Origin of the sequence: Kitasatospora sp. NPDC051702, from assembly GCF_040681575.1 — a bacterium.
Taxonomy (GTDB): Bacteria; Actinomycetota; Actinomycetes; order Streptomycetales; family Streptomycetaceae; genus Kitasatospora.
The window spans coordinates 25,410-49,984 of the sequence record NZ_JBFAZB010000020.1 but is presented as its reverse complement, the minus strand read 5'-3'; the positions used below and the strand labels follow the sequence as shown (position 1 = coordinate 49,984).

Sequence of the window (24,575 nt, the reverse complement as noted above, 5' to 3'; positions counted from 1 at the left end):
CTGGCGGCTCGCCGAGTTGTTCCGGGCGGCCCGGAAGGACTTCGGACGGACTCCGGAAGGACTCGGAAGGACCCGGAAGCGAGTGGACGGGAAATGCGGTGTGCGCGGAGGCGACCGGACCAGGTACGCTGTTCCCCGAACTTCCGGCCGGAGACGTCCGGGGGATCGCGCGGGCGTAGCTCAATGGTAGAGCCCTAGTCTTCCAAACTAGTCACGCGAGTTCGATTCTCGTCGCCCGCTCCTCGAACCGGCCCCGGTGCGCCTGCGCGCACCGGGGCCGGTGTCGTTTCCGCGGCGGCCCTCCCCCGGGCCCACCCCCTCGACCGTTCCCGCCGCCCTCCTCAGAGCCCCAGCCGGCCGGCCCGGGCGGCGGCCCGGTCGAGCAGCCGGTGGACGTCGGCCTCCCGGGTGGTCGGCCGGTCGTTGTACTCGTCCGGGGAGCTCACCGGGCGGCCGGTCGCGTGCAGTACCTCCATCAGCTGCACCCGGGCGGTGCGGACGGTGGCCGGGGTGCCGTAGCCGTGCCCGAGGACGGCGGCCTGGGCGCCGAGCAGGCAGACCCGGCCGCGCGCGTCCCACATCGCGCCCTGCAGCCAGCCGACGGCCCCGATGTAGCGGGAGGCGAGCCGCAGGTGGTCGGCCGCGGTCACCGGCACCGGGCGGGCGGGGCGTCGCAGCACCCGGTCGACCACGGTGGCCCGGGGCTCCGGGTACCCGGCGTGCCACGGCTGCGGCGCGGTGCCGTACGGGCAGACGTACGGCACCGGGCGGCGCGCGGGGCCGGGCAGCGAGGCGAGGTAGGCCTCGATCTCGGCGACCAGTCCGGAGCCCTCCGGCCCGGCGGGGAACGGCGGCGCGAGGGCCGGGACGGGTCGAGGGGGCGTCAGGTCGGTGCGGGGCATGGGGCTCTCCAGCCGGACGGCGGCCCCCGGCCCGAGAACCGGGGGGTCAACGCTCTCCAAACTGGAACATTCAGGACATTTCCGCGACCGGAGGGCCGAACGGCCCCGGCGGTTTCCCGGTTGGGTTCCGGGCCGATAGCCTCGGCGGCGTTCGAGCGCAGTTCGAGCGCGAGCTCACCCGCCGCGCTCCGAGGTGGAGGAGTCCCGGTGCGTCCCCAGGAGCGACTGGCCGTCATACAGCGCTGCGTGACGCGGGAGATGGCACGCCTCGGGCACGTCTTCACCGCCGACGGCGAGGTGGTGCGCGGCCCCGGGACCACGGCGGTCGCGGTGCGCGAGCACCCCGGCGGCGACGGCTCGGGCCACGTCGACCTCGGCTACGTGCTGCACCTGGGCCGCGCGGACGGGCCGGTGGTCTGGGACTGCGCGGCCGGCCTCGGCAAGACCGAGGAGGAGAAGCTCGCCAACGCGGTGCGGATGTGGGCGACCACCACCGCCTCGGTGCTGGTCGAGCTGGCCGACGGGCGCGGCGTCTACGCCGACCACGCGGACCACCCCGAACTCCCGGGCTGGCACGCCGTGCAGGGGCCGGCGGCGGTGTTCGGCTTCGGCAACGAGCACCTGGCGGCCTGGCTCGCCGAGCACCGGGTGATGGCGGCCCTCGCGCCCGCGCTGCGGCCGCAGTTGACCGGGCCGGGGCCGGTCGGGGTGAAGCTCTTCCTGGGCGGGAAGGCCGGCGACGACGTCGCCGAGGTCCGGGTCGACGGCGAGGTGTCCGAGGCGGCCTCGGCGGCGCTGCGCGCGCTGGACTGGCCGCGAGGCGAACGACTCTGCTGGGCGCGGCTGTTCGTCCTGCTCACCGCCGAGCGGGCAGCACCGGTCGAGGCCGCGCCGGCGCGTGCCGAGGCACCCGCACCGATGCGTCCTCCGGCCCCGGCGGCGGTCCGCCCCCGGGGGCCGTTCGCCCGCTGGCGGGAGGCCAGACGGGCCGGCCGGTGATCCCCTCGCGGGGGTGCGGACGGCCCGGCCCGGTCAGCCGCCGGTGATGCTCGAGATGCTGTGGGCGAGGTTCGCCAGCAGGGAGTTGATCGAGCCCGCGACCGTGGTCTCGTGCAGCATGAAGCCGAACAGGGCGGCGACGATGCCGTGCGCGATCTTCATCTGCTTGTTGCGGATGAAGATGATGCACAGGATCGCGAACAGGACCAGCGCGGAGACGGAGAGTGCCACCCGGACTCACTTCCTCGTTTCATAGCGTGGTGCCGCCGCCCGGCGGCACCTGCGAAGCCGGACCCCGGCCTGTCCGACGGTCCCGAGGCGGAATCCCGGACCGACCGGCACGCCGCCGGCGAAGGGGCCCGGTCCGGTCGAACGTTGTCTGCCGTGCCGCACGTGACGCCCCCAATCCCCCGAATCCTGAACAGTCCCGCCCGGACTCAGTGTGGTCGACCGTGCCGATTGCGTAAAGGTCTGACAGTCAGCCCAACGCCGATATCCTGCGATGCGAGACGAGTTTCCGCCGACCGGGACGATAGCCGAGCCGTTCTGACGAAACGTCGGCGGGGCCGCGCTGAGCGGCCGGGAAGCGGCCGGCGGCGGGTAACGGAAGCGGCAGGTCCGGTCAGCCGACGGGGCGTCCGATTTGGCCGAAGATCAGCTGCCCGGCTTGACAGCACCTGCCCCCGGCATGTGCCGCCGCGGCCGGGCCGGATCCGGCGGTCCGGCAGTGGTCCACGGGACGCGTCCCGGACCCGTCCCGGACCCGTCCTAGTCGCGCCAGAGCAGCAGGACGGCGCGGTCGTCGTTGATGTCCCGGGCCACCGTCTCGATCAGGGCCGCCGCCGCACCCGCACCCGCGCCCGGCCCGCTGCCGGGAACCAGGCGGTCCGCCTCCCCCATCAGCCGGTCCATCCCCTCGGAGAGGTCCCGGCCAGGCTCCTCGACCATGCCGTCGGTGCAGAGCATCAGCACGTCGCCGCGGTTCAGCCGGCCGCGCACGCCGTCGAACTTGGCGCCGTCGTAGATCCCCAGCAGCGGGCCCTCCGCCTCCTTGACCTCCCAGTGCCCGGCGCCCGCCAGCCGCTGCATCCCGGGCAGGTGCCCGGCCGACAGCAGCTCGTACTCGCCGGTGTCCAGGTCCAGCACCAGGTGCACCGCGGTGGCGAAGCCCTCCTCCCACGACTGGCGCAGCAGGTAGCCGTTGGCGGCGGGCAGGAAGTCGTGCGCGGGCAGCGAGCCGACCAGGCCGCCGAAGGCCCCGGACAGCAGCAGTGCCCGGGAGCCGGCGTCCATGCCCTTGCCCGAGACGTCCGCGAGGACCACCTCCAGCAGCCGCTGGCCCGGACCGGTCCGGGCGGCGACCACGAAGTCCCCGGAGAAGGACTGCCCGCCGGCCGGGCGCAGCGCCATGTCCGCGTGCCACCCGCTCGGCAGCTCGGGCACCCGGCTCTGCACCCGCAGCCGCTCGCGCAGGTCGAACAGCATGGTCGAGCCGCCCCACCAGGGCACCCCGACCCGGGCCCGGAACTGGGCCAGCAGCAGGCCGCCCACCCCGGCGGCGCCGACCACCAGGGCCGCGCCCGGGGTCACGCCGTAGGTGTAGGCCTCGGGGTTCTCGCTGGCCACCCGCTGGCCGGTGTGGATCACGGACTCCGCGGAGAGGCCGAGCGCGGCCAGCGCGTACAGCACCACCAGGCTGCCGGGGCGCAGCAGCAGCGCACCGGCCAGGATCGGCAGGACCAGGGCCGTGGGCGGGGCCCAGGCGGGCATCCAGACGTTGAGCACGATCAGCAGCGGCACGAGCAGGGCGAGCGCGCAGAGCACCGGCCAGTCGGCGGCCCCGCCGCGGAAGTAGTCGACCCCGGCCGTGCGCAGCCTTCGGCGGGCCCGGCGGAGCACCATGCGCAACCGGGCCGTCACGGGCGCGGACGCCTTGGCGGCGCCGGGCCTCGTCGCAGTCGTCTGGGGCGGTGCGCCCGGCGGTCTGCCAGCCATGGGGCCCGACCCTATCCACGGGTACCGCCCGGCGTCGACGGCTCGGACGGTGGCGAATGCGCCGTGGCGCGGGCCGGTCAGCCGGTTTCGGCCGATCGGCGCCGCGGCGGGCGCGACGTCAGGAGGCGTGCGCCGGTTGGGCGTACGAACCACACGGGCGGCGCACGCGCCCCGCGCGGGGCGTCGATCGCACGCCCGGGGACCTGTGTCGGATGACACAGGCCGGCCGGGCCGCGGACCGCTCGGGCCGCTCGGGCCGCCGGACGCGGCGGTGGGCAGCGTCGGCGGGCGACAGGCGACAGGAACGACGACGGCCGGCCGCACGCGAACGTGCGACCGGCCGTCGGAGGAGGGTGGACGGGGAGGGATCAGCCCTGCGGGTGGTGGGCCGGGATCGGCGGGAGCTCGCCGGTGGTCTCGTACTCGCTCAGCATCTCGATCCGGCGGGTGTGCCGGGGCTCGCCGCTGTAGGGGGTGTTGAGGAAGATCTCGACGAACTTCGTGGCCTCCGCGAGGGTGTGCATCCGGCCGCCGACGGAGATCACGTTGGCGTTGTTGTGCTCGCGGCCGAGCGAGGCGGTCTGCTCGCTCCAGGCCAGCGCCGCACGCACGCCCTTGACCTTGTTGGCGGCGATGGCCTCGCCGTTGCCCGAGCCGCCGATCACGACGCCCAGTGCCTCCGGGTCGGCGGCGGTGCGCTCGGCGGCGCGCAGGCAGAACGGCGGGTAGTCGTCCTCGGCGTCGTAGATGTGCGGCCCGCAGTCGACCGGCTCGTGGCCGGCCTCCTTGAGCCACTCCACGAGGTGGTTCTTCAGTTCGTATCCGGCATGGTCGGAGCCCAGGTACACGCGCATGCCATGAGTGTGGCATGCGCCTGGCCCCGGGCTCCGCACAGGGCCGGGCGCGCCCGGCGCCCCTGACGCCCGGTTCGCCGGGAAGGGCCTCAGCGGCGGCCGAGGAGCTTCCAGGCGAGCGGGAGGGCGCCGGCGGCGAGGACGGCCTTCAGGGCGTCGCCGACGAGGTAGGGGTAGAGGCCGAGTTCGGCCGCCCGGGCGAGCGGGACGTGCAGCGACAGGGCCAGGTACGGGACGCCGACCGCGTAGACGGCGAGGCTGCCGAGAACCATCGTGACGGCGGTGTTGACCGGGGTGCGGTCGGCGCCGCGGCGGGCCAGCGCGCCGGTCAGGCCGGCGGCGAGGACGAAGCCGAGCACGTAGCCGAGCGAGGGCATCGCCCAGCCGGAGGTGCCCTCGGCGAACCAGGGCATGCCCGCCATGCCGGCCAGCAGGTAGAGGCCGAGCGAGGCGACGCCGCGGCGGGTGCCGAGCGCGGTGCCGACCAGCAGGGCGGCGAAGGTCTGGCCGGTGACGGGCACCGGGGAGCCGGGGACGTTGACGGACAGCTGGGCCGCCACACCGGTCAGTGCGGCGCCGCCGGCCACCAGAGCCAGGTCGCGGGCCTGGGCGCCGAGGCGGGTGGTCGCGGACGGCAGCAGGTCGGCGAGGACGGCGCGGCGCGGTATCGGGGTGGTGGCAGTGGCCATCGGGGGTCTCCTCCGGGGGGGGTGCTCAGGTGAGTGAACACCTGTGAACCTACGTGGTGATCCACTCCGCCACCGCCACGGTTTCGGACAAAGCCCCGCCCTCGACCGTTGTCGGGTCCGGCCCATTCCGGCCCAAACCGACGGCGGGTGACCACCCGGTCGCACCCGGTGACCGTCCGGACCACATGGTGGGCCCGGCGCCGACCACGTTGGCATGACCCGAGGTGTCCCCGGATATTGGACAACTCATGCCGCATTCCGCACAGTCTGGAACCAACCCTATGGCCCCCACCTCCGCGCCCACAGCGCCCGGGACCACCGACACCGGCGCTCCCCCGGCCTCCGGCCAGCAGCTCTCGCACGGCCTCAAGCAGCGCCACCTGTCGATGATCGCGCTGGGCGGGGTGATCGGCGCCGGCCTGTTCGTCGGCTCCGGCGCGGGCATCGCGGCCGCCGGCCCCGCGATCATCCTGGCCTTCACCCTCTCCGGCCTGCTGGTCATGCTGATCATGCGGATGCTCGGCGAGATGTCCGCCGCCCGGCCCGCCTCCGGCTCGTTCTCGGTGCACGCCGAGAAGGAGGTCGGCCCCTGGGCCGGGATCACCGCGGGCTGGATGTACTGGGTGATGCTGTGCTGCGGCGTCGCGGCCGAGGCCACCGCCGCCGGGAAGATCGTCAACGGCTGGGTCCCGGGCGTCTCCGCCTGGGTCTGGGTCGGCCTGTTCATGGTCTTCTTCTGCGCCAGCAACCTCACCGCCGTGAAGAACTTCGGCGAGTTCGAGTTCTGGTTCGCCACCATCAAGGTCGCCGCGATCATCGCCTTCCTGGTCCTCGGCGGGCTCGGCGTGGCCGGGGTGCTCGGCCCCGGCTCCCCCGGCACCGACAACCTGACCGGCCAGGGCGGCTTCCTGCCCACCGGCGTCAGCGGACTGATCGTCGGCCTGCTGGCCTCGGTCTTCGCCTACGGCGGCCTGGAGACGGTGACCATCGCCGCGGCCGAGTCCGACGACCCCAAGAAGAACGTCGCCAACGCGGTGCGCACGGCGGTGTGGCGGATCGCGATCTTCTACATCGGCTCGATGGCCCTGGTCGTCACCCTGGTCTCCTGGAAGGACCCGGCGGTCGTCGCCGACGGCCCGTACGTGACGGTGCTGCGCCACCTGGGCGTGCCCGGCGCCGGGACGATCATGGAGGTGGTGGTGCTGATCGCGCTGCTCTCCGCGATGAACGCCAACATCTACGGCGCCTCCCGGATGGCCTACTCGCTGGTCGGCCGCGGCCAGGGCCCCAAGGCGCTGGCCAAGGTGAGCGGCGGCGTGCCGCGCCGGGCGGTGCTGGTCTCCTGCCTGTTCGGCTTCGGCGCCGTGCTGGCCGCCAAGTTCTGGCCCGACACCGTGTTCACCTGGCTGATGAACACCACCGGTGTGGCCATCCTGGTGGTCTGGCTGTTCATCTGCATCGTCCAGCTGAAGATGCGCCGCCGGCTGGAGCGCGAGGCGCCCGAGCTGCTCACCGTGAAGATGTGGGGCTACCCGTACCTGACCTGGGTGGCGATGGCCGCCGTGGTCGGCATCCTCGGCCTGATGACCACCACCGAGGGCAACCGGGAGCAGCTGTACGCGGCCGGGGTGCTGGTCGTCCTGCTGATCGCCGCCGGCCTGGTCAAGCAGCGCCGGGACGCCGCCGCCCGCTGAGCCCGCACGCACGCCCGGAGGCCCGGTACCGACCAGCGGTACCGGGCCTCCGGGCGTGCAGGGGCGTCGCCTACTCGAAGGACGGGCCCGCCGTACGGGTCCGCTTGATCTCGTAGAAGCCCGGGGTGGAGGCCACCAGCAGGGTGCCGTCCCACAGCCGGGCCGCCGCCTCGCCCTTGGGGGCCGGGGTGACGACCGGGCCGAAGAAGGCGACCCGCTCGCCGTCCGCGCCCTCGACCGCGATCACCGGGGTGCCGACGTCCTCGCCGACCAGGGTGATGCCCTCCTTGTGCGAGGCCCGCAGCGCCTCGTCGTACTCCTCCGTGTCGGCCGCGTCGGCCAGCTCGGCGGGCAGGCCGGCCGCCACCAGGGCGGCCCGGACGGTCTCCCGGTTCTGCGGCAGGCCCTGGTTGTGGAAGCGCAGGCCGAGCTCGGTGTAGAGCCGGCCGAGCACCTCGTCGCCGTGCTGCTGGGCGGCCGCTATGCAGACCCGCACCGCTCCCCAGGCGTTGTCCAGCAGCTCGCGGTAGTTCTGCGGCAGGTCGCGGTGCTCGTTCAGCACCGACAGGCTCATCACGTGCCAGTTCACGTCCACCGGGCGCAGCTGCTGCACCTCGATCAGCCAGCGGGACGTCATCCACGCCCACGGGCAGGCCGGGTCGAACCAGAAGTCGGCGGTCTTGCGCTCAGCGGCAGTCGTCACTGCGGTCGTCCTTCGTGAGTGCTAGTGGATCGGGGAGGTGTTCCACCCCGAGCAGCCCAACACCCCGCGGGCGCCGCTGATTCCGGCCCGCCACCACGGCTGTGCAATGGTACCGGCGCCGGAGGGCGTGAAAGGATGCCCCTGCGGGGCGCGGACACCGCGTGCCGAGACCGCACCACCCACAGACGCACCACCCACAGACGCACCACCGTGCGAGCCGGACAAAGGAGTACCGCCGTGCCGGGCAAGAACCTGAGCCGCGACGAAGCCCAGCAGCGGGCCAGCATCCTGGCCGTGGACGGCTACCGGGTCCGGCTGGACGTGACCTCCGCCCCCGATCCCGCGGCCGCCGTCTTCCGCTCCACCACCACGGTCGCCTTCCGCTGCTCCGAGCCCGGCGCCGCCACCTTCCTCGACCTGCTCGCGCCCGCCGTCCGCTCGATCACCCTGAACGGCCGCACGATCGACCCGGCCACCGCCTACGACGGCGCCCGCGTGCACGTCGACGGCCTCGCCGCCGAGAACGTCCTCACCGTCGAGGCGGACTGCGCCTACAGCCGCACCGGCGAGGGCCTGCACCGCTTCACCGACCCGGTGGACGGCGAGACGTACCTCTACACCCACTACGAGCCGGCCGACGCCCGCCGGGTGTTCGCGACCTTCGAGCAGCCCGACCTGAAGGCCCCGTTCACCTTCACGGTGACCGCCCCCGCCGCCTGGGACGTCCGCTCCAACGCCGTCCACGAGACCGTCACCGCCGAAGGCGCCGCCCGGACCTGGGAGTTCGCGCCGACCAAGCCGATCTCCACCTACCTGACCGCCGTCGTGGCCGGCCCGTACCACGTCGCCGCCGACCACTACAGCCGCGAGCTCGCCGACGGCACCACCCTGGACGTCCCGCTCGCCGCGCTGTGCCGCAAGTCCCTCGCCCAGTACTTCGACGCGGACGAGATCCTCGGCGTCACCAAGCTCGGACTCGACTTCTTCCACGAGGAGTTCGACTACCCGTACCCCTTCGGCAAGTACGACCAGGTGTTCGTCCCCGAGTACAACATCGGCGCCATGGAGAACCCGGGCTGCGTGACCTTCAAGGAGGAGTTCGTCTTCCGCTCGAAGGTCACCGACGCCGCCTACGAGAGCCGCGCCAACGTCATCCTGCACGAGATGGCGCACATGTGGTTCGGCGACCTGGTCACCATGCGCTGGTGGGACGACCTGTGGCTGAAGGAGTCCTTCGCGGACTTCATGGGCTCCTACGGCCTGATCGGCGCCCGCACCCGGTACTCCTCGGCCTGGGTGACCTTCGCCAACCAGCGCAAGGCCTGGGCGTACCGGCAGGACCAGCTGCCCACCACCCACCCGATCACCGCCGACATCCGCGACCTCGAGGCCGCCAAGCTCAACTTCGACGGCATCACCTACGCCAAGGGCGCCTCCGTCCTCAAGCAGCTGGTGGCCTACGTCGGTTCCAAGGCCTTCTTCGAGGGCGCCCGCCGCTACTTCAAGCGCCACGCCTTCGGCAACACCGAGCTCACCGACCTGCTGGACGTGCTGGAGGAGACCAGCGGCCGCGACCTGCGTTCCTGGGCCGCCGCCTGGCTGCAGACCGCCGGGGTCAACTCGCTCACCCCGCAGCTCACCACCGACGCCGCGGGCCGGATCACCGAGCTCGCCGTCGTCCAGGACGGCGACGTGCTGCGCCCGCACCGGATCGCGGTCGGTCTCTACGACCGGGACCCGGACGGCGCCCTGGTGCGCTCGGAGCGGATCGAGCTCGACGTCACCGGCGCGCGCACCGTCGTCGCCGAGGCCGTCGGCCGCCCCCGCCCGGCTCTGGTCCTGCTCAACGACGACGACCTCACCTACTGCAAGATCCGCTTCGACCCCGACTCGCTGGAGACCCTGCGCGCCGGTCTCGGCGACATCCGCGACGACCTGGCCCGGGCGCTCGCCTGGTCCGCCGTCTGGAACCTCACCCGGGACGGCCTGATGCCGGCCCGCGACTACGTCGCCCTGGTGCTGCGCTTCGCCGGCCGGGAGGGCAACATCGGCGTGCTGCAGTCGCTGCACCTCCAGGCGAAGACCGCCGTCGACCTCTACGCCGACCCGGCCTGGCGGGCCGAGGGCGGCCGCCGGCTGGCCGACGGCGCCCTGCACGAGCTGCGCGCCGCCGTCCCCGGCAGCGACCACCAGCTGGCCTGGGCCCGCTTCCTGGCCCAGACCGCGGGCGGCGCCGAGCACCTCGGACTGGTCCGCGGCCTGCTGGCCGGCAGCGCCCGGATCGACGGCCTGGGCGTCGACCAGGAGCTGCGCTGGGCGCTCTGGCTGGCCCTGGCCGCCGCCGGCCAGGCCGGGGACGAGGAGCTGGCCGGCGAGCTGGCCGCCGACAACACCGCCAGCGGGCGGCGCCAGTACACCCAGTGCCTGGCCGCCCGGCCCACCCCGGAGGCCAAGGCGGCCGCCTGGTCGGCCGTCGTCGACTCGGACGAGCTGCCGAACGCCCTGGTCGAGGCCAACATCGCGGGCTTCTCGGTGGCCGCCCACCGCGACCTGACCGCGCTGTACGCGGCGCCCTACTTCAAGCTGCTGGAGCGGGTCTGGTCCGAGCGGACCATCGAGATCGCGATGCGCATCGTCGCCGGATTCTTCCCGCGGGCCCAGACCGGCGAGTCGACCCTGGCCGAGGCGGACGCCTGGCTGGACGGCCACCCGCAGGCCGCTCCGGCGCTGCGCCGCCTGGTCCTGGAGTGCCGCGACGACCTGGCCCGCGCCCTGCGGGCGCAGGCCTGCGACCGCGCCTGACGGAGCTGCGAGGGGCCCGCCGTGTCCGCACGGCGGGCCCCTGCGCGCACCCCGGCCCGTGGTCAGCCGCGGCGCAGGCCGCGGTCCAGGGCGGCGATGGCGCTGCCCTGGGCGTCGTCGCCGTCCAGCGACCAGACCATCACGCCGCCCAGGTCGTTCCGGCGGACGTACCGGGCCTTCTGGGTGAGCACCTCGGCGGTGTCGTAGCTGTAGAAGGTGGAGCCGTCGTACTTCCACGACGCGCCGTGGTCGCGGTCCCAGTAGACCTTGCCGGGCAGGGCGTTGACCTCCTTGTAGGAGCGGTCGGGGGCGGCGGCGGTGGCGCTCTGGTAGAGGCCGCCGCGCGCGCCGGCCGCGACGCCCGTCCAGCCGTGGCCGTACAGCGGGGCGCCGAGCACCGTCTGCTCGGACGGCAGGCCGCGCTCCTGGTAGTGCACGACGGCGGCGTCGGCGCTGCGCCGGCGCGGCTCGGGGTCGGTCGGGTCGGAGTACAGGTTGGCCTGGTGGTTGGCCGGGCCCGTGCCCTCCCAGGGGCCGTGCAGGTCGTAGGTCATCACGTTGAGCCAGTCCACGGAGTCGCTCAGCGCGGGCAGTTCGAGCCGGTCGGCGACGGTCTCGTTGGCGGCGACGGCGGCGGTCAGCAGGTAGTGCTTGCCGTGCTTGCCGCCCCTGGCGCCGAGTTCGTCGAGCTGGCGGCGGAACTCCTGCATCAGCAGGGTGTAGTTGCGCCCGTCCTCGGGGCGGACCACGTTGCCCGGGTCCCCGCCGCCACCGGGGTACTCCCAGTCGATGTCGATGCCGTCGAAGACGCCCGCGGCCGCGCCGGCGCCGCCCTCCGGGGAGCCCGGCAGGACGGGCAGGTCGCCCTTGAGGTAGAGGTCGATGCAGGAGGAGACGAACTTCTTGCGGGCGGCGTCGGTGGCGGCCGCGTCGGAGAAGTACTTGGACCAGCTCCAGCCGCCGAGCGAGATGACGGTGCGCAGCTGCGGGTTCTTCGCCTTGAGCTTGCGCAGCTGGTTGAAGTGGCCCTTGAGCCGCTGGCCGGGGGTGTCGGCCACGCCGTCCACCGAGTCGGCGGCGGAGAAGGCGCGCTGGTAGTCGTTGTGGGCGTCGCCCTGGCCGGGGGCGTCGGTCTCGTAGCAGGTGCCGTCGGCGGAGACGTTGCCGAAGGCGTAGTTGACGACGGTGAGCTTCCCGGCCTGGCCGGACTCCTGGACCCGCTTGGCGGAGCTGTCGGCGCCCCACTGCGTGAAGTAGCCGACGCGCTGGCCCTTCAGCTTCGGGCCCTGGTGGGCTTCGGCGGCGTTGGCGGTGGCGGGGGCGGCGAGCAGCGCGGCGACGGTGGCGGCGGCGAGCAGGGCTGAGGCGCGAGTGGGCATACCGGACCTGTTCTCTGAATCGGCGTCAATTGGTCTGGACCAGCTGGCATAGAGGTTTAGTCCATGACGGGCGCACCGCACAAGGGGCGGGGCCGGGAGACGCGGCATGCAGAAGGGGCCGGACCGCGTGGTGCGGTCCGGCCCCTCAGGCCTGGCGGGGTGCTCAGCCGATCAGCGAGCGCAGCACGTACTGCAGGATGCCGCCGTTGCGGTAGTAGTCCGCCTCACCGGGGGTGTCGATGCGGACGACCGCGTCGAAGGTGACGTCGCCGGCGGTGACCCGGACGGTCTTCGGGGTGCGGCCCTCGTTCAGCTCGGTCACGCCGGTGAAGGAGAACGTCTCCTCGCCGGTCAGGCCCAGGCTGTCGGCGTTCTGGCCCTCCGGGAACTGCAGCGGGAGGACGCCCATGCCGATCAGGTTCGAGCGGTGGATGCGCTCGTAGGACTCGGCGATGACGGCCTTGACGCCGAGCAGCGCGGTGCCCTTGGCCGCCCAGTCGCGGGACGAGCCGGAGCCGTACTCCTTGCCCGCCAGCACGACCAGCGGGATGCCGGCGGCCTGGTAGTTCTGCGAGGCGTCGTAGATGAACGACACCGGCGCGTCGGCCTGGGTGAAGTCGCGGGTGTAGCCGCCCTCGGTGCCCTCCGCGATCTGGTTGCGCAGACGGATGTTGGCGAAGGTGCCGCGGATCATGACCTCGTGGTTGCCACGGCGCGAGCCGTAGGAGTTGAAGTCACGCTTCTCCACACCGTGCTCGGTGAGGTACTGCGCCGCCGGGGTGCCCGGCTTGATGTTGCCGGCCGGGGAGATGTGGTCGGTGGTGACCGAGTCGCCCAGCTTGGCCAGGACGCGGGCACCGGCGATGTCGGTCACCGGGCTCGGGGTCTTGGCCATGCCCTCGAAGTACGGGGGCTTGCGGACGTAGGTGGACTCGGCGTCCCACTCGAAGGTGTTGCCGGTCGGGACGGGCAGCGACTGCCAGCGGTGGTCGCCGGCGAAGACGTCCTGGTAGCCCTTGTCGAACATGGCCTCGTCGATGGAGCCGGCGACGACCTCGGCGACCTCCTGCTCGGACGGCCAGATGTCGGCGAGGAACACGTCGTTGCCGTCGGCGTCCTGGCCCAGGGCGTCGCGGGTGATGTCGACGTTCATGTTGCCGGCGAGGGCGTAGGCGACCACCAGCGGCGGGGAGGCCAGGTAGTTCATCTTGACGTCCGGGTTGATCCGGCCCTCGAAGTTGCGGTTGCCGGAGAGCACCGAGACGACGGCGAGGTCGGCCTCGTTGACGGCGGCCGAGACCTCCTCGGGCAGCGGGCCCGAGTTGCCGATGCAGGTGACGCAGCCGTAGCCGACCAGGTTGAAGCCCAGCTTCTCCATGTACGGGAGCAGGCCGGCCTTCTCGTAGTAGTCCATGACGACCTTGGAGCCGGGCGCCAGGGTGGTCTTGACCCAGGGCTTGACGCGCAGGCCCTTCTCCACGGCCTTCTTCGCCAGCAGGGCGGCGCCCAGCATGACGGAGGGGTTGGAGGTGTTGGTGCAGGAGGTGATCGAGGCGATCACGACCGCGCCGTTGTCGATCTCGTAGGTCGAGCCGTCGGGGGCGGTGACGGCGGTCGGCTTCGAGGCCTCGGCGGCGTAGGTCGGCAGCGCCTCGGCGAACCGGGCGGCGGCCTCGGCCAGGATCACGCGGTCCTGCGGGCGCTTCGGGCCGGAGATCGACGGGACGACGGTGGAGACGTCCAGCTCCAGGTACTCGGAGTAGACCGGCTCGACCGACGGGTCGTGCCAGAGGCCCTGCTCCTTGGCGTACGCCTCGACCAGGGCGAGCTGCTGCTCGTCGCGGCCGGTGAGCTTCAGGTAGTTGATGGTCTCGGCGTCGATCGGGAAGATCGCACAGGTCGAGCCGAACTCCGGCGACATGTTGCCGATGGTGGCGCGGTTGGCCAGCGGGATCGCGGTGACGCCCTCGCCGTAGAACTCGACGAACTTGCCGACCACACCGTGCTTGCGCAGCATCTCGGTGATGGTGAGCACGAGGTCGGTGGCGGTGGTGCCGGCCGGCAGCTGGCCGTTCAGCTTGAAGCCCACCACGCGCGGGATCAGCATGGAGACCGGCTGGCCGAGCATCGCGGCCTCGGCCTCGATGCCGCCGACGCCCCAGCCCAGCACGCCCAGGCCGTTGACCATGGTGGTGTGCGAGTCGGTGCCGACGCAGGTGTCCGGGTAGGCCTGGCCGTTGCGGACCATGACCGTGCGGGCCAGGTGCTCGATGTTGACCTGGTGGACGATGCCGGTGCCCGGGGGGACGACCTTGAACTCGTCGAACGCGGTCTGGCCCCAGCGCAGGAACTGGTAGCGCTCCTTGTTGCGGCCGTACTCGATCTCGACGTTCTGGACGAAGGCGTCCGGGGTGCCGAACTTGTCGGCGATGACCGAGTGGTCGATGACCAGCTCGGCCGGGGCCAGCGGGTTGATCTTGGCCGGGTCGCCGCCCAGCTCCTTGACGGCCTCACGCATGGTGGCGAGGTCGACCACGCACGGCACACCGGTGAAGTCCTGCATGATCACGCGGGCCGGGGTGAACTGGATCTCCTGGCTCGGCTGGGCGTCGGCGTCCCAGTTCCCGAGCGCGCGGATGTGGTCGGCGGTGATGTTCGCGCCGTCCTCCGTGCGGAGCAGGTTCTCCAGCAGCACCTTGAGGCTGTACGGCAGCCGCTCGGAACCCTCGACGGCGGAGAGCTTGAAGATCTCGTACGACTCGTCGCCCACCTGCAGCGAGCTGCGGGCGTCGAAGCTGTTCGCGGACACGACTGACTCCTTCTGGGTGCTTCGTGCTATATCCGGCCGTCAGGATGGTAAGGTCAGCCTTACTTAGGCTTACCTTGCCTGCTGTGCCGGCGAGCGCCTCTCGGTAAGTATCTTGATATCGAGATATATCGTAAGGGGCAGTTATCTCGATGTCGAGATAAACCATAGTGCATGCTGCCGTCTTCACCACCGCAGGCATGCCCGGGCGGACGTCGGTGCAGCTCAGCGGCCGTCCGGACCGCGGCGGCGGCGCTCCAGCCTGATCAGCCAGACGAGTCCCGCCACCACCGCGGCGGCCACCAGCAGCACCGCCACCAGCTCACCACCGGAACCGCCGGTCGGCGACGGGGCCACATCGGCCAGCAGGATCGTCGTCATGCCATCTCCTCCTCGTTCCGCACCGGGCCGCCCCCGCGGACGGTCCCCGGACCCAGCACCAGCATCAGCAGCACCGGGAACTCCAGATAGGCGTGGTAACTGGCCACCGCCGCGTACAGCGCCCGGCCCTGCGCGTAGTCCACCGCGAAGAGCACCGCCAGCAGCCCGCCCGCCGCAGCGCCCAGCGCCCAGGGCCGCCCGCCGCGCAGCGCCGGCACCCGGGCGTCGAACCCCTCCGCCGCCTCCGGCGCGTACCGCGGCAGGAACCACACCCAGACCACGTAGTGCATCGTCTGCAGGAAGGCGAACACCGCCAGGAAGCGCAGGCCCACCCCCGGCGTCAGCCACGCCGGCGGGGTGTAGGCCGCCACCAGCCGGCCCGTCCAGCCCTGGGCGCCCCGCGCCAGCCAGCGGTCCAGCACCCCGCCCAGCAGCAGCGCCGGCACCACCAGCACCCACCCCGCCTGCAGCACCAGGAACGCCGTGCGCCCCCGGGTCAGCCGGCGCGACCACTCCCACAGGAACAGCAGCGGCACCACGTTGTGCAGGTGCGCCAGCACCACGAAGTGGTACGCCGGGAACGCCAGCGACGCCGAGGCCGCGACCGCCAGCACCAGCCCGGCCGCCGCCAGCGGCAGCCGCCGGCCGCGCAGCCCGTACTGGCAGGCCGCCGCCAACAGCCCGTAGGCCAGCAGGATCTCCGCCCGCTGCGCGAGCGGCGAGGGCGGCAACAGGCGGCAGACCACGATCCCGGTCACCAGGGCCAGCAGCAGCCGCAGCAGCGGACCGGCCAGCACCGCGGCGAAACGGCCCGCCACGTAGCGCAGCTCCAGGACGTTGTGCAGCAGCCCGAAGGCCGCGAGACCCAGCACCGCCAGACCGGTCGGCGCCCGCAGCGCCAGCACCAGCGCCGCGGCGGCCGCCAGCGCGAAACCCGTCAGCGGCGCCGCACCCAACCGGGCGGCGGCCCCCGGCGCGGGCCAGACGGCCGGGACCGCGGCCGGCCCCGCACCCGGTACGACGTCGGTGGCCATGGTCCCCTCCCCGTGGCACGATCCCCGCCGTGCCCTACGCCCTCGCCCTGGGCCTCACCCTGCTGGTCGAGGTCCCCGTCTACACCGCCGCCCTCACCCGGGCCGGCGGCATCCGCCCCGGCCGGGCGGCGGCCGCCGCCGTCCTGGTCAACCTGGCGACGCACCCGCTGCTGTGGAGCTCCCTGCGGCACTTCTCCGCCGGGCCCGCCGCAGCGTACTGGACGGCCTTCGGGCTCGGCGAGGCCGCCGTCTGCGCGGTCGAGGCCGCCCTGCTGGCGCCGCTCGCCGGGACGTCGGTGCGCGGCCCGCTGCCCTGGGTCGCCGCCGCCACGGCCAACGCCGCCTCCGTCCTGGCCGGGCTGCTGCTCGGGCGGTAGGGCCCGCGGCGCCGGGTGTCGGTACGGTGGGCCGTCGAACCGCAGGTAGCCGCGGAGACGCGCTGGAACGGGCCGGGGGCCGACCGATGATCGTGGTGGACGCATCCGCACTGGTGCTGGCACTCGCCGACGGGGGCGAGCGCGGGGCCGCCGCCCGGGCCGAACTCGCCGCCGACCCCGACTGGACGGCCCCCGAACACGTCGTCGTCGAGGTGATGCAGTCGCTGCGCGGCCTCTACCTCGCCAGGGAACTGACCGCCGACCGGGTCGCCGAGCTCACCCGCGAACTGGCCGGGCTGGCGATCCGCAAGGTCGAGGTGGCACCGCTGCTCGCACGGATCTGGGAGCTCAGGGACAACCTCACCCCGGACGACGCCGCGTACGTGGCCGTCGCCGAGCTCCACGGGGTGCCGCTGGTCACCGCCGACCTGCGGCTGATGCGCGCCAGCGGGCCGCGCTGCGAGATCCGGGGGATCCGGCGGGCCGCGGACCGGGCCTGACGGTGCCCTCGGCGGCCCGGCCGCGTTAGCAGGGTGTCCGTCGTCCTGCCCGTGGGAGGCCCCCGATGCCCGCTCCATTCGCCGCCGCGCTGCTGCCGCTCGCCCTGCTCGCCCCCGCCGCGTCGCCGGTCTCCCTCGTCGAGGCCGACTTCGACCCGGCGACGGCCTTCGTCCCGCCCGCCGCCGTCAGCTACGCGGACGACCTCGTGCCGTACGGCTCGCACGCGACCGTCGTCACCGACCGCTCGGCGCCCGGACGCACCGTGCTCACCGTGACCGTCACCGGGCTCGCGCCCGGACACGAGTTCCCGGCGCACCTGCACACCGGCGCCTGCGGGGCCGACCCGGCCTCGTCCGGGCCGCACTACCAGGACGCCGTCGACCCGGTGCAACCGTCGACCGACCCGGCCTACGCCAACGACCGCAACGAGCTGCGGCTCGTGCTGCGCACCGACGAGCGGGGCGACGCCACCGCCTCGGCCGCGGTGGCCTGGCAGCCGCGGGCGGGCCAGGCCCGCTCGCTGGTGCTGCACGCGGGCACCCCGGCCGGCCCGCACGCGGCGGGCGACCGGGTGGCCTGCGTCAGGCTGGAGAAGTAGCCCCCGGGCCCGTGCGCGGGCCGGGGTGGCCGGGGCGGGACGGGATCCAGGGCCGGGGGCGGGGGCGGGGTTGAGCGTCGTCAGGAACCGAGGGTGGCGACCAGGACCGCCTTGATGGTGTGCAGGCGGTTCTCGGCCTGGTCGAAGACGACGGAGTGCGCCGACTCGAACAGCTCGTCGGTGCACTCCAGCTCGGTCATGCCGGTCGCCTCGTACATCTGCCGGCCGACCACCGTGCCGAGGTCGTGGAACGCGGGCAGGCAGTGCAGGAACTTCACGGCCGGGTTGCCGGTGGCCCGGACGGTGTCCATCGAGACCTGGTACGGCTTGAGCAGCTCGATCCGCTCGGCCCAGACCTCCTTGGGCTCGCCCATCGACACCCAGACGTCGGTGTAGAGGAAGTCCGCGCCGGCCACGCCCTCGGCCACGTCCTCGGTGAGCGTGATCCGGGCGCCGGTGGAACCGGCCAGCGCCTCGGCCGCCTTGCGGACCTCCTCGGCCGGCCACAGCGCGCGCGGGGCGACGATCCGGATGTCCATCCCCAGCAGGGCGCCGGTGACCAGCAGCGAGTTGCCCATGTTGGAGCGGGCGTCGCCGAGGTAGGCGAGGGCGACCCCGGTGAGCGGCTTGGTGGTGTGCTCGGTGATGGTGAGCACGTCGGCGAGCATCTGGGTCGGGTGCCACTCGTCGGTGAGGCCGTTCCAGACCGGGACGCCGGCGTGCGCGGCCAGCTCCTCGACGACCTCCTGGCCGTGGCCGCGGTACTCGATGCCGTCGAACATCCGGCCGAGCACCCGGGCGGTGTCCCGGATGGACTCCTTGTGGCCGATCTGCGAGCTGGCCGGGTCGAGGTAGGTGGTGGAGGCGCCCTGGTCGTGGGCGGCCACCTCGAAGGCGCAGCGGGTGCGGGTCGAGGTCTTCTCGAAGATCAGCGCGATGTTCTTCCCGCGCAGCCGGGGCTGCTCGGTGCCCGCATACTTGGCCGCCTTGAGCCCGGCGGCGAGGTTCACCAGGAAGCGGAACTCCTGGGGCGTGAAGTCGAGCTCCTTGAGGAAGTGCCTGTTCCGGAGGTTGAAGGCCATACCGGGCTCCTGGGACGACGGGACGTACGGGAAAGCGGCAAGTGTATACGACGTTCAGAATTTCTATACAAAGCAAGGGTGAACGAGGGGGGAGACCGGACGGACTCCCCCCTCGTACCAGTCTGCCCAGTCCTCGGTACCAGTCCGCCCGGTCCGCCCGGTCCGCGCCCGGGACGGCCCCGTCGGCGGACTACAGGCGCGGATCCACCGGCTCGGACTCCAGTGCCAGCACCGCGAACACCGGCTCGTGCACCCGCCACAACGGCTCACCGGCCGCCAGCCGGTCCAGCGCCTCCAGACCCAGCGCGTACTCGCGCAGCGCCAGCGACCGCTTGTGCCCCACCGACCGCTCGCGCAAGCGGTCCAGGTACTCCGTGTAGTCCGGGCCGTAGACGATCCGCAGGTACTCCCGGCCGCGCACCTTCACGCCCGGCTGCACCAGCCCGCCCGGACGGCCCTCGCCCCGCGCGGTGCGCACCAGCGAGGCCAGCGGCTTGACCACCATGCCCTCGCCGCCCGCCGCGGTCAGCTCCTCCCACCAGGCCGTGGCGGCGGCCAGCGAGGCCTCGTCCGCGGTGTCCACCAGCAGGCGGCCGGTGCGGCGCAGCAACGGCTCCCGGGATTCCCCGGCGTGGGCGCCCCCGGCCTCCCCCGCGCGGGTGCCGTCAGCGGCGTCCGGCACCCGGGACGCGTCCCCGCAGGCCGCCTCGTCGGCGTCCACCAGCCGGTCGATCCAGGCCAGGTGCTCGTCGTGCGGACGCACCGCCAGGTTAGCCCCCTCCGCGGCCAGCACCTGGAACGGCGCCAACCGGACGCCCGACAGGCCCTCGGTCGGCCAGCAGTAGCGCCGGTACGCCTCGGTGAACGCCTCCGCGTCCGCCGCCCGCCGGCGCTGGCGGCCGGTCAGCTCCGCCACGTCCAGCCCTCGGCCGGCCGCCCGCTCCAGCGCGGCCAACGCCTCCGGCAGCGCCGCGCCCGCCGCCGCACCGACCGCCGCGTACTGGCGGCGCAGCAGCTCGACGGCCTTCAGCGACCACGGCATCAGCTCGGCGTCCAGCAGCAGCCAGCCGGTGCCCAGCTCGTCGAAGAGACCCGACCGCTCGGCGGCCTCCCGCACCCGGCCCAGCACCGCGACGGTCAGCTCCTCGTCGGCGAGGAACGCCCGGCCCGTCCTGGTCCAGACCGCGCCCGGGCCGGCCACGCCGAACCTCCGCTCCAGCTCCCCGTCGTCCCGCGACACCAGCACCACCGCGCGCGAGCCCATGTGCTTCTCCTCGCAGACGAGGTGCCGCACGCCGTCCGCGCGGTAGCCGGCGAACGCCTCGTACGGGTGCTCCAGGTGGCCGTCCCGGCGGGAGGCCGCGCTCGGCGCCATGGTCGGCGGCAGGTAGGCGAGCAGCCGCGGGTCCAGCGCGAATCGGCTCATCACCTCCAGCGCCGCGGCGGCGTTCTCCTCCCGCACCGCGACCCGCCCGTGCAGCGCGGTCTCGACGCTGCGCCGGCCCGCCACGTCGGCGAGGTCCAGCGGACGGCCGTCGCGGGCGCCCGGCGCGTCGCTCACCAGCGGCCGCACCGGCGCGTACCACTCGCGCTCGGCCGGCACGCCCACCACCTCGCGCTCGGGGTAGCGCAGGGCCGTCAGGCTGCCGCCGAACACGCAGCCGGTGTCCAGGCAGAGGGTGTTGTTGACGAAACCCGCCGTCGGCACCGGGGTGTGGCCGTACACCACCAGCGCCCGGCCGCGGTACTCCTCCGCCCAGGGGTAGCGCACCGGCAGCCCGAACTCGTCGGTCTCGCCGGTGGTCTCCCCGTACAGCGCGTGCGAGCGGACCCGGCCGGAGTTGCGGCCGTGGTAGCGCTCCGGCAGACCGGCGTGGCAGACCACCAGCGCCCCGCCGTCCAGCAGGTAGTGGCTGACCAGACCGCGCATGAACTCCCGCACCTCGGCCCGGAACTCCTCGGACTCCCCGGCCAGCTGGTCCAGCGACTCCTGCAGGCCGTGGGCGACGGTGACCTTCTTGCCGTCCAGCGCGCGGCCCAGCTTGTTCTCGTGGTTTCCGGGCACGCAGAGCGCGTGCCCGGCCGCGACCATCCCCATCACCAGGCGCAGCACACCCGGCGTGTCCGGGCCGCGGTCGACCAGGTCCCCGACGAACACGGCGGTGCGGCCCGCCGGGGGCACCGCGTCCACCGGGCGGCCCCGGGCGTCCCGGGTCAGCGTGTAGCCGAGACGGGTCAGCAGGGTCTCCAGCTCGGAACGGCAGCCGTGGATGTCGCCGACGATGTCGAACGGGCCGGTCAGGTGGCGCAGGTCGTTGTAGCGCTTCTCCAGCTCGATCCCGGCCGACGCCACCTCGGCCGCACCGCGCAGGACGTGCACCTTGCGGAAGCCCTCGCGCTCCAGACCCTTGAGCGAGCGGCGCAGCTCGCGGTGCTGGCGGGGGACGACGTGCGCCGCCAGCCGGCGGTCCGGACGGCTGCGGTTGCGTTCCGCGCACACCCCGGGCGGGACGTCCAGCACGATCGCGATCGGCAGCACGTCGTGGTCGCGGGCGAGCTGCACCAGCCGTCGCCGCGCCTCCGGCTGCACGTTGGTGGCGTCCACCACGGTCAGCCGACCGGCCGCGAGGCGCTTGCCGACGACGTAGTGGAGGACGTCGAAGGCGTCGCCGGAGGCGGACTGGTCGTTCTCGTCGTCGGCGACCAGACCGCGGCAGAAGTCGGAGGAGACCACCTGCGTGGGCAGGAAGTGGCGCCGGGCGAAGGTCGACTTGCCCGAGCCGCTGGTGCCGATCAGGACGACCAGGGAGACGTCGGTGACGGGGAGACGGCGGGCGGCCGTCCCCTCTCCGGCTCCTTCGGTCCTTCCGTCGGTGGCTTCGTCGGTCATCGGGGATCGCCTCCTTCGGGCGTGGTGGGGGTGCCGGGCAGGGCGGGGGTGCCGGGCAGGGCGGGAGCGTCGGGGGCGCCGGGGGCGATCCGGAAGAGCGCCAGCTGGGTCGGCGCACCGACCTCCCCGTCCTCCGGGCCGACCGGGCGCAGCTCCACCGCGTACCCGTACGTGGCCGCGACCCGCTCGGCCCAGCCGCGGAACTCGGCCCTGGACCACTCGAAGCGGTGGTCGGCGTGCCGGACCGCGCCCGCCGGCAGGCTCTCCCAGCGCACGTTGTACTCGACGTTCGGCGTCGTCACGACCACCGCACCGGGCCGGGCCGCCCCGAACACCGCGTACTCCAGCGCGGGCAGCCGCGGCAGGTCCAGGTGCTCGATCACCTCGCACAGCACCGCCGCGTCGAAGCCCTTCAGCCGGGCGTCCGTGTAGGTCAGGGCGCCCTGTTCCAGCGTCACCCGGGCGGCCTGCCGCTCCGGCAGCCGGTCCAGCCGCAGGCGGCGGGCCGCCGCCTGCAGCGCCCGCGCGGACACGTCCAGGCCGAGGACCGCCGTGAAGCGGGCGTCCTTCAGCAGCTCGCCGACCAGCTCGCCCTGGCCACAGCCGAGGTCCGCCACCCTGGTCGCGCCCGTCTCGCGCAGGGCCAGCAGGATCGCGGCACGCCGCTGCTCGGCGAGCGACGGCGGCTTCGGGCCGTCCGGCACCACGGTCGGGTCCACGGCCTCGCCGGTGAGGGGCCCGGACACCCCGGGCCGCTCCCCGAAGCGGCCCCCCGGCCGCTCCCCGCTGTCCGGGCGGTCCTCCTCCAGCGGGCGGTCGTCGACCGCGTTGTCGACCTCCTCGGGGGTGCGGTCGTCCGCCTCCGCGAGCCGGGCCAGCTCCAGGCGCTCCATTGCCGCGCGGGTCAGCGACCAGCGCCGGGACAGGTAGCGGCGGGCGATCAGGGCGCGCTCCGGGTGGTCCGCCAGCCAGCCCTCGCCCGCGGCGAGCAGCTTGTCCACCTCGTCCGGGGCGACCCAGTAGTGCTTGGCACCGTCCAGCACCGGCAGCAGGACGTACAGCTGCTGCAGGGCGTCGGCCAGCCGCACCGACTCCGAGGCCAGCGCGAGCCGCACGTACCGGGACCCGCCCCACTGCGGGAAGGCCTCGTCCAGGGGAACGGTCCGCGCCTCGACCCGCCAGCCCAGCGGCTCGAACAGCCGGGCCACCAGCTCCGGGCCGCCGCCCTCCCCCGCACCGTTCGCCGGCACCGCGGGCAGCTCGATCCGCAGCGGGCGCGGCCGGTCCGCCAGCCCGGGCCGGGCCGGACAGTCGCCCTTCATCGCCGACCGGAACACCGTCCGCAGCGCCACCGCGAGCAGCGAGGACGCCGCGTAGGGGCGGTCGTTGACGTACTGGGCGAGCGCGAAGTCGGGCGAGCCGCCGCGGCCCTTGCCCCGGCCCCGGCGGACCAGCGCGATCGGGTCGACGTCCAGCAGCAGCGCCGCCGTGCAGACCTCGTCGCCCGCCTCGGGGTAGAAGACGTGCGCCTCGCCGTGCGACGTCGCGAAACGCTGGACCTTGTCCGGGTGCTTGTGCAGCAGGAAACCGAGATCGGTCGCGGGGCTCCCGGCGCTGCCGGTGGTGGAGATCGACATGAACACCCGCCCGAGTATCGCCGAGCGCGCGGGGGCCCGGCACCCGGGTTTTCACCCGCCGGGCGGCCTGGTCGGCGGCCTCCGGACCGGCCCGTCGGGCCGGTCGGGCACCACCGCGACCCCCGCCGGGCGCCGTGTCCGCACGATGGGCGTGTTCGGCAGCCCGGGCCCGCATTGGCTAACGTGCACGATGTGACTGCTGAATCCACCTCCCTCCCGAACGGCGCCGTCGCCGCAGGTCTGGCCACCATCGCCGCCGACGGCACCGTCCTCGACACCTGGTTCCCCGCCCCGGCCCTGGCCGCCGAGCCGGGCCCGGCCGGCACCGTCCGCCTGACCGCCGAGCAGGCCGAGGCCGAGCTCGGCGCCGGCGCGGCCGAGGCGCTGCGCGCCGACGCGCGCCGCGGCGTCGAGGTGGTCGCCGTGCGCACCACCATCGCCTCGCTCGACGAGAAGCCGCTCGACACCCACGACGTCTACCTGCGTCTGCACCTGCTCAGCCACCGTCTGGTCCAGCCCCACGGCCAGAACCTGGACGGCATCTTCGGTCTGCTCGCCAACGTGGCCTGGACCAGCATCGGCCCCGTCCCGGTGGACCAGGTCGAGCAGGCCCGTCTCGCGGTGCGCGCCCAGGGCGGCCAGCTCGCCGTGTACGGCATCGACAAGTTCCCGCGGATGACCGACTACGTCGCCCCGAGCGGTGTGCGCATCGCCCACGCCGACCGCGTCCGCCTCGGTGCCCACCTGGCCGCCGGCACCACCGTGATGCACGAGGGCTTCGTCAACTTCAACGCCGGCACCCTCGGCACCTCCATGGTCGAGGGCCGGATCAGCGCGGGTGTCGTCGTGGGCGACCACAGCGACATCGGCGGCGGCGCCTCGATCATGGGCACCCTCTCCGGCGGCGGCAAGCAGGTCGTCTCGGTCGGGCAGCGCTGCCTGCTCGGCGCCAACGCCGGCATCGGCATCTCGCTCGGCAACGACTGCGTCGTCGAGGCCGGCCTCTACGTGACCGCCGGCACCCGGGTCACCACCCCGGACGGCACGGTGGCCAAGGCCGTCGAACTGTCCGGTCAGGACAACCTGCTGTTCCGCCGCAACTCGCAGACCGGCGCCGTCGAGGTCATCGCCCGCTCCGGCTCCTGGGGCGGCCTGAACGCCGACCTGCACGCCCACAACTGACCCGCGGGCGCACGCCGTCGGGGGCCCGGAGCCGAGACCGCTCCGGGCCCCTCCGCGTGGCCCGGCGCCG

At 73.7% G+C, this 24,575-nt stretch carries 20 protein-coding genes and 1 tRNA gene; 8 read left to right on the top strand and 13 right to left on the bottom strand.

Annotation, left to right across the window (positions count from 1 at the left end; all coding sequences use genetic code 11):
• Positions 1-169 precede the first annotated feature (169 nt).
• Positions 170-240: transfer RNA gene (locus AB0N04_RS18590), tRNA-Gly, on the top strand.
• A 101-nt stretch (positions 241-341) separates the two neighbouring features.
• On the opposite strand, the gene AB0N04_RS18585 is transcribed toward AB0N04_RS18590, so the two are convergent.
• The gene (locus AB0N04_RS18585) at positions 342-902 is read right to left on the bottom strand and encodes a hypothetical protein (protein WP_360211584.1); all 561 of its coding nucleotides are present in this window, start codon (positions 900-902) and stop codon (positions 342-344) included.
• Positions 903-1,148: 246 nt separating this feature from the next.
• Here AB0N04_RS18585 and AB0N04_RS18580 point away from each other — a divergent pair, with 246 nt between their 5' ends.
• The gene (locus AB0N04_RS18580; RefSeq protein WP_360211586.1) at positions 1,149-1,901 is read left to right on the top strand and encodes a DUF6348 family protein; all 753 of its coding nucleotides are present in this window, start codon (positions 1,149-1,151) and stop codon (positions 1,899-1,901) included.
• A gap of 33 nt (positions 1,902-1,934) precedes the next feature.
• Here AB0N04_RS18580 and AB0N04_RS18575 read toward each other — a convergent pair whose 3' ends face one another.
• The 4 genes from AB0N04_RS18575 to AB0N04_RS18560 all read right to left on the bottom strand — a co-directional run bounded on the left by AB0N04_RS18575 (position 1,935) and on the right by AB0N04_RS18560 (position 5,439).
• On the bottom strand, positions 1,935-2,132 hold the full coding sequence (locus AB0N04_RS18575; RefSeq protein WP_360211588.1) for a hypothetical protein: 198 nt from the start codon (positions 2,130-2,132) through the stop codon (positions 1,935-1,937).
• 537 nt (positions 2,133-2,669) lie between these two features.
• Entirely contained in the window at positions 2,670-3,896 is a 1,227-nt protein-coding gene (locus AB0N04_RS18570; protein WP_360211590.1) for a PP2C family protein-serine/threonine phosphatase, read from the bottom strand.
• A gap of 368 nt (positions 3,897-4,264) precedes the next feature.
• The gene (locus tag AB0N04_RS18565; protein WP_360211592.1) at positions 4,265-4,750 is read right to left on the bottom strand and encodes a ribose-5-phosphate isomerase; all 486 of its coding nucleotides are present in this window, start codon (positions 4,748-4,750) and stop codon (positions 4,265-4,267) included.
• Positions 4,751-4,839: 89 nt separating this feature from the next.
• On the bottom strand, positions 4,840-5,439 hold the full coding sequence (locus tag AB0N04_RS18560) for a biotin transporter BioY (protein WP_360211594.1): 600 nt from the start codon (positions 5,437-5,439) through the stop codon (positions 4,840-4,842).
• A gap of 281 nt (positions 5,440-5,720) precedes the next feature.
• Here AB0N04_RS18560 and AB0N04_RS18555 point away from each other — a divergent pair, with 281 nt between their 5' ends.
• On the top strand, positions 5,721-7,133 hold the full coding sequence (locus AB0N04_RS18555) for an amino acid permease (RefSeq protein WP_360211596.1): 1,413 nt from the start codon (positions 5,721-5,723) through the stop codon (positions 7,131-7,133).
• Positions 7,134-7,203: 70 nt separating this feature from the next.
• On the opposite strand, the gene AB0N04_RS18550 is transcribed toward AB0N04_RS18555, so the two are convergent.
• The gene (locus AB0N04_RS18550) at positions 7,204-7,836 is read right to left on the bottom strand and encodes a DsbA family protein (protein ID WP_360211598.1); all 633 of its coding nucleotides are present in this window, start codon (positions 7,834-7,836) and stop codon (positions 7,204-7,206) included.
• Between the two features lie 237 nt (positions 7,837-8,073).
• Here AB0N04_RS18550 and pepN point away from each other — a divergent pair, with 237 nt between their 5' ends.
• Positions 8,074-10,638, top strand: a complete 2,565-nt coding sequence (gene pepN, locus AB0N04_RS18545) for an aminopeptidase N (protein ID WP_360211600.1) — start codon at positions 8,074-8,076, stop codon at positions 10,636-10,638.
• 62 nt (positions 10,639-10,700) lie between these two features.
• Here the strand turns inward: pepN and AB0N04_RS18540 are convergent, their stop codons facing one another.
• The 4 genes from AB0N04_RS18540 to AB0N04_RS18525 form a co-directional block, all read right to left on the bottom strand.
• Positions 10,701-12,017, bottom strand: coding sequence for a glycoside hydrolase family 18 protein (locus tag AB0N04_RS18540; RefSeq protein ID WP_360211602.1), 1,317 nt, complete (start codon positions 12,015-12,017; stop codon positions 10,701-10,703).
• A 163-nt stretch (positions 12,018-12,180) separates the two neighbouring features.
• On the bottom strand, positions 12,181-14,826 hold the full coding sequence (acnA, locus tag AB0N04_RS18535; protein WP_360211604.1) for an aconitate hydratase AcnA: 2,646 nt from the start codon (positions 14,824-14,826) through the stop codon (positions 12,181-12,183).
• Between the two features lie 222 nt (positions 14,827-15,048).
• The gene (locus AB0N04_RS18530; RefSeq protein ID WP_360211606.1) at positions 15,049-15,204 is read right to left on the bottom strand and encodes a hypothetical protein; all 156 of its coding nucleotides are present in this window, start codon (positions 15,202-15,204) and stop codon (positions 15,049-15,051) included.
• Positions 15,201-16,238, bottom strand: a complete 1,038-nt coding sequence (locus AB0N04_RS18525; protein WP_360211608.1) for a hypothetical protein — start codon at positions 16,236-16,238, stop codon at positions 15,201-15,203. The genes AB0N04_RS18530 and AB0N04_RS18525 overlap by 4 nt, the downstream gene beginning before the upstream one ends.
• Positions 16,239-16,267: 29 nt before the next feature.
• Here AB0N04_RS18525 and AB0N04_RS18520 point away from each other — a divergent pair, with 29 nt between their 5' ends.
• The 3 genes from AB0N04_RS18520 to AB0N04_RS18510 all read left to right on the top strand — a co-directional run bounded on the left by AB0N04_RS18520 (position 16,268) and on the right by AB0N04_RS18510 (position 17,714).
• Positions 16,268-16,615, top strand: a complete 348-nt coding sequence (locus AB0N04_RS18520) for a hypothetical protein (protein WP_360211610.1) — start codon at positions 16,268-16,270, stop codon at positions 16,613-16,615.
• 95 nt (positions 16,616-16,710) lie between these two features.
• Positions 16,711-17,115 carry a type II toxin-antitoxin system VapC family toxin gene (locus AB0N04_RS18515; RefSeq protein WP_360211612.1) on the top strand — a complete coding sequence of 135 codons (405 nt, stop codon included), beginning with the start codon at positions 16,711-16,713 and terminating at the stop codon, positions 17,113-17,115.
• Between the two features lie 65 nt (positions 17,116-17,180).
• Positions 17,181-17,714 carry a superoxide dismutase family protein gene (locus AB0N04_RS18510; protein ID WP_360211614.1) on the top strand — a complete coding sequence of 178 codons (534 nt, stop codon included), beginning with the start codon at positions 17,181-17,183 and terminating at the stop codon, positions 17,712-17,714.
• An 80-nt stretch (positions 17,715-17,794) separates the two neighbouring features.
• Here the strand turns inward: AB0N04_RS18510 and argF are convergent, their stop codons facing one another.
• The 3 genes from argF to AB0N04_RS18495 all read right to left on the bottom strand — a co-directional run bounded on the left by argF (position 17,795) and on the right by AB0N04_RS18495 (position 23,329).
• Entirely contained in the window at positions 17,795-18,796 is a 1,002-nt protein-coding gene (gene argF, locus AB0N04_RS18505) for an ornithine carbamoyltransferase (protein WP_360211616.1), read from the bottom strand.
• Positions 18,797-18,986: 190 nt separating this feature from the next.
• Positions 18,987-21,686, bottom strand: a complete 2,700-nt coding sequence (locus AB0N04_RS18500; protein ID WP_360211618.1) for a polynucleotide kinase-phosphatase — start codon at positions 21,684-21,686, stop codon at positions 18,987-18,989.
• Positions 21,683-23,329, bottom strand: a complete 1,647-nt coding sequence (locus AB0N04_RS18495) for a 3' terminal RNA ribose 2'-O-methyltransferase Hen1 (RefSeq protein WP_360211620.1) — start codon at positions 23,327-23,329, stop codon at positions 21,683-21,685. Before AB0N04_RS18495 ends, AB0N04_RS18500 begins: the two co-directional genes overlap by 4 nt.
• Before the next feature lie 177 nt (positions 23,330-23,506).
• On the opposite strand from AB0N04_RS18495, the gene dapD reads away from it, so the two are divergent.
• Positions 23,507-24,505 (top strand): 2,3,4,5-tetrahydropyridine-2,6-dicarboxylate N-succinyltransferase, encoded by a 999-nt coding sequence (dapD, locus tag AB0N04_RS18490; RefSeq protein ID WP_360211622.1) that lies wholly within the window; start codon positions 23,507-23,509, stop codon positions 24,503-24,505.
• Positions 24,506-24,575: the final 70 nt, after the last annotated feature.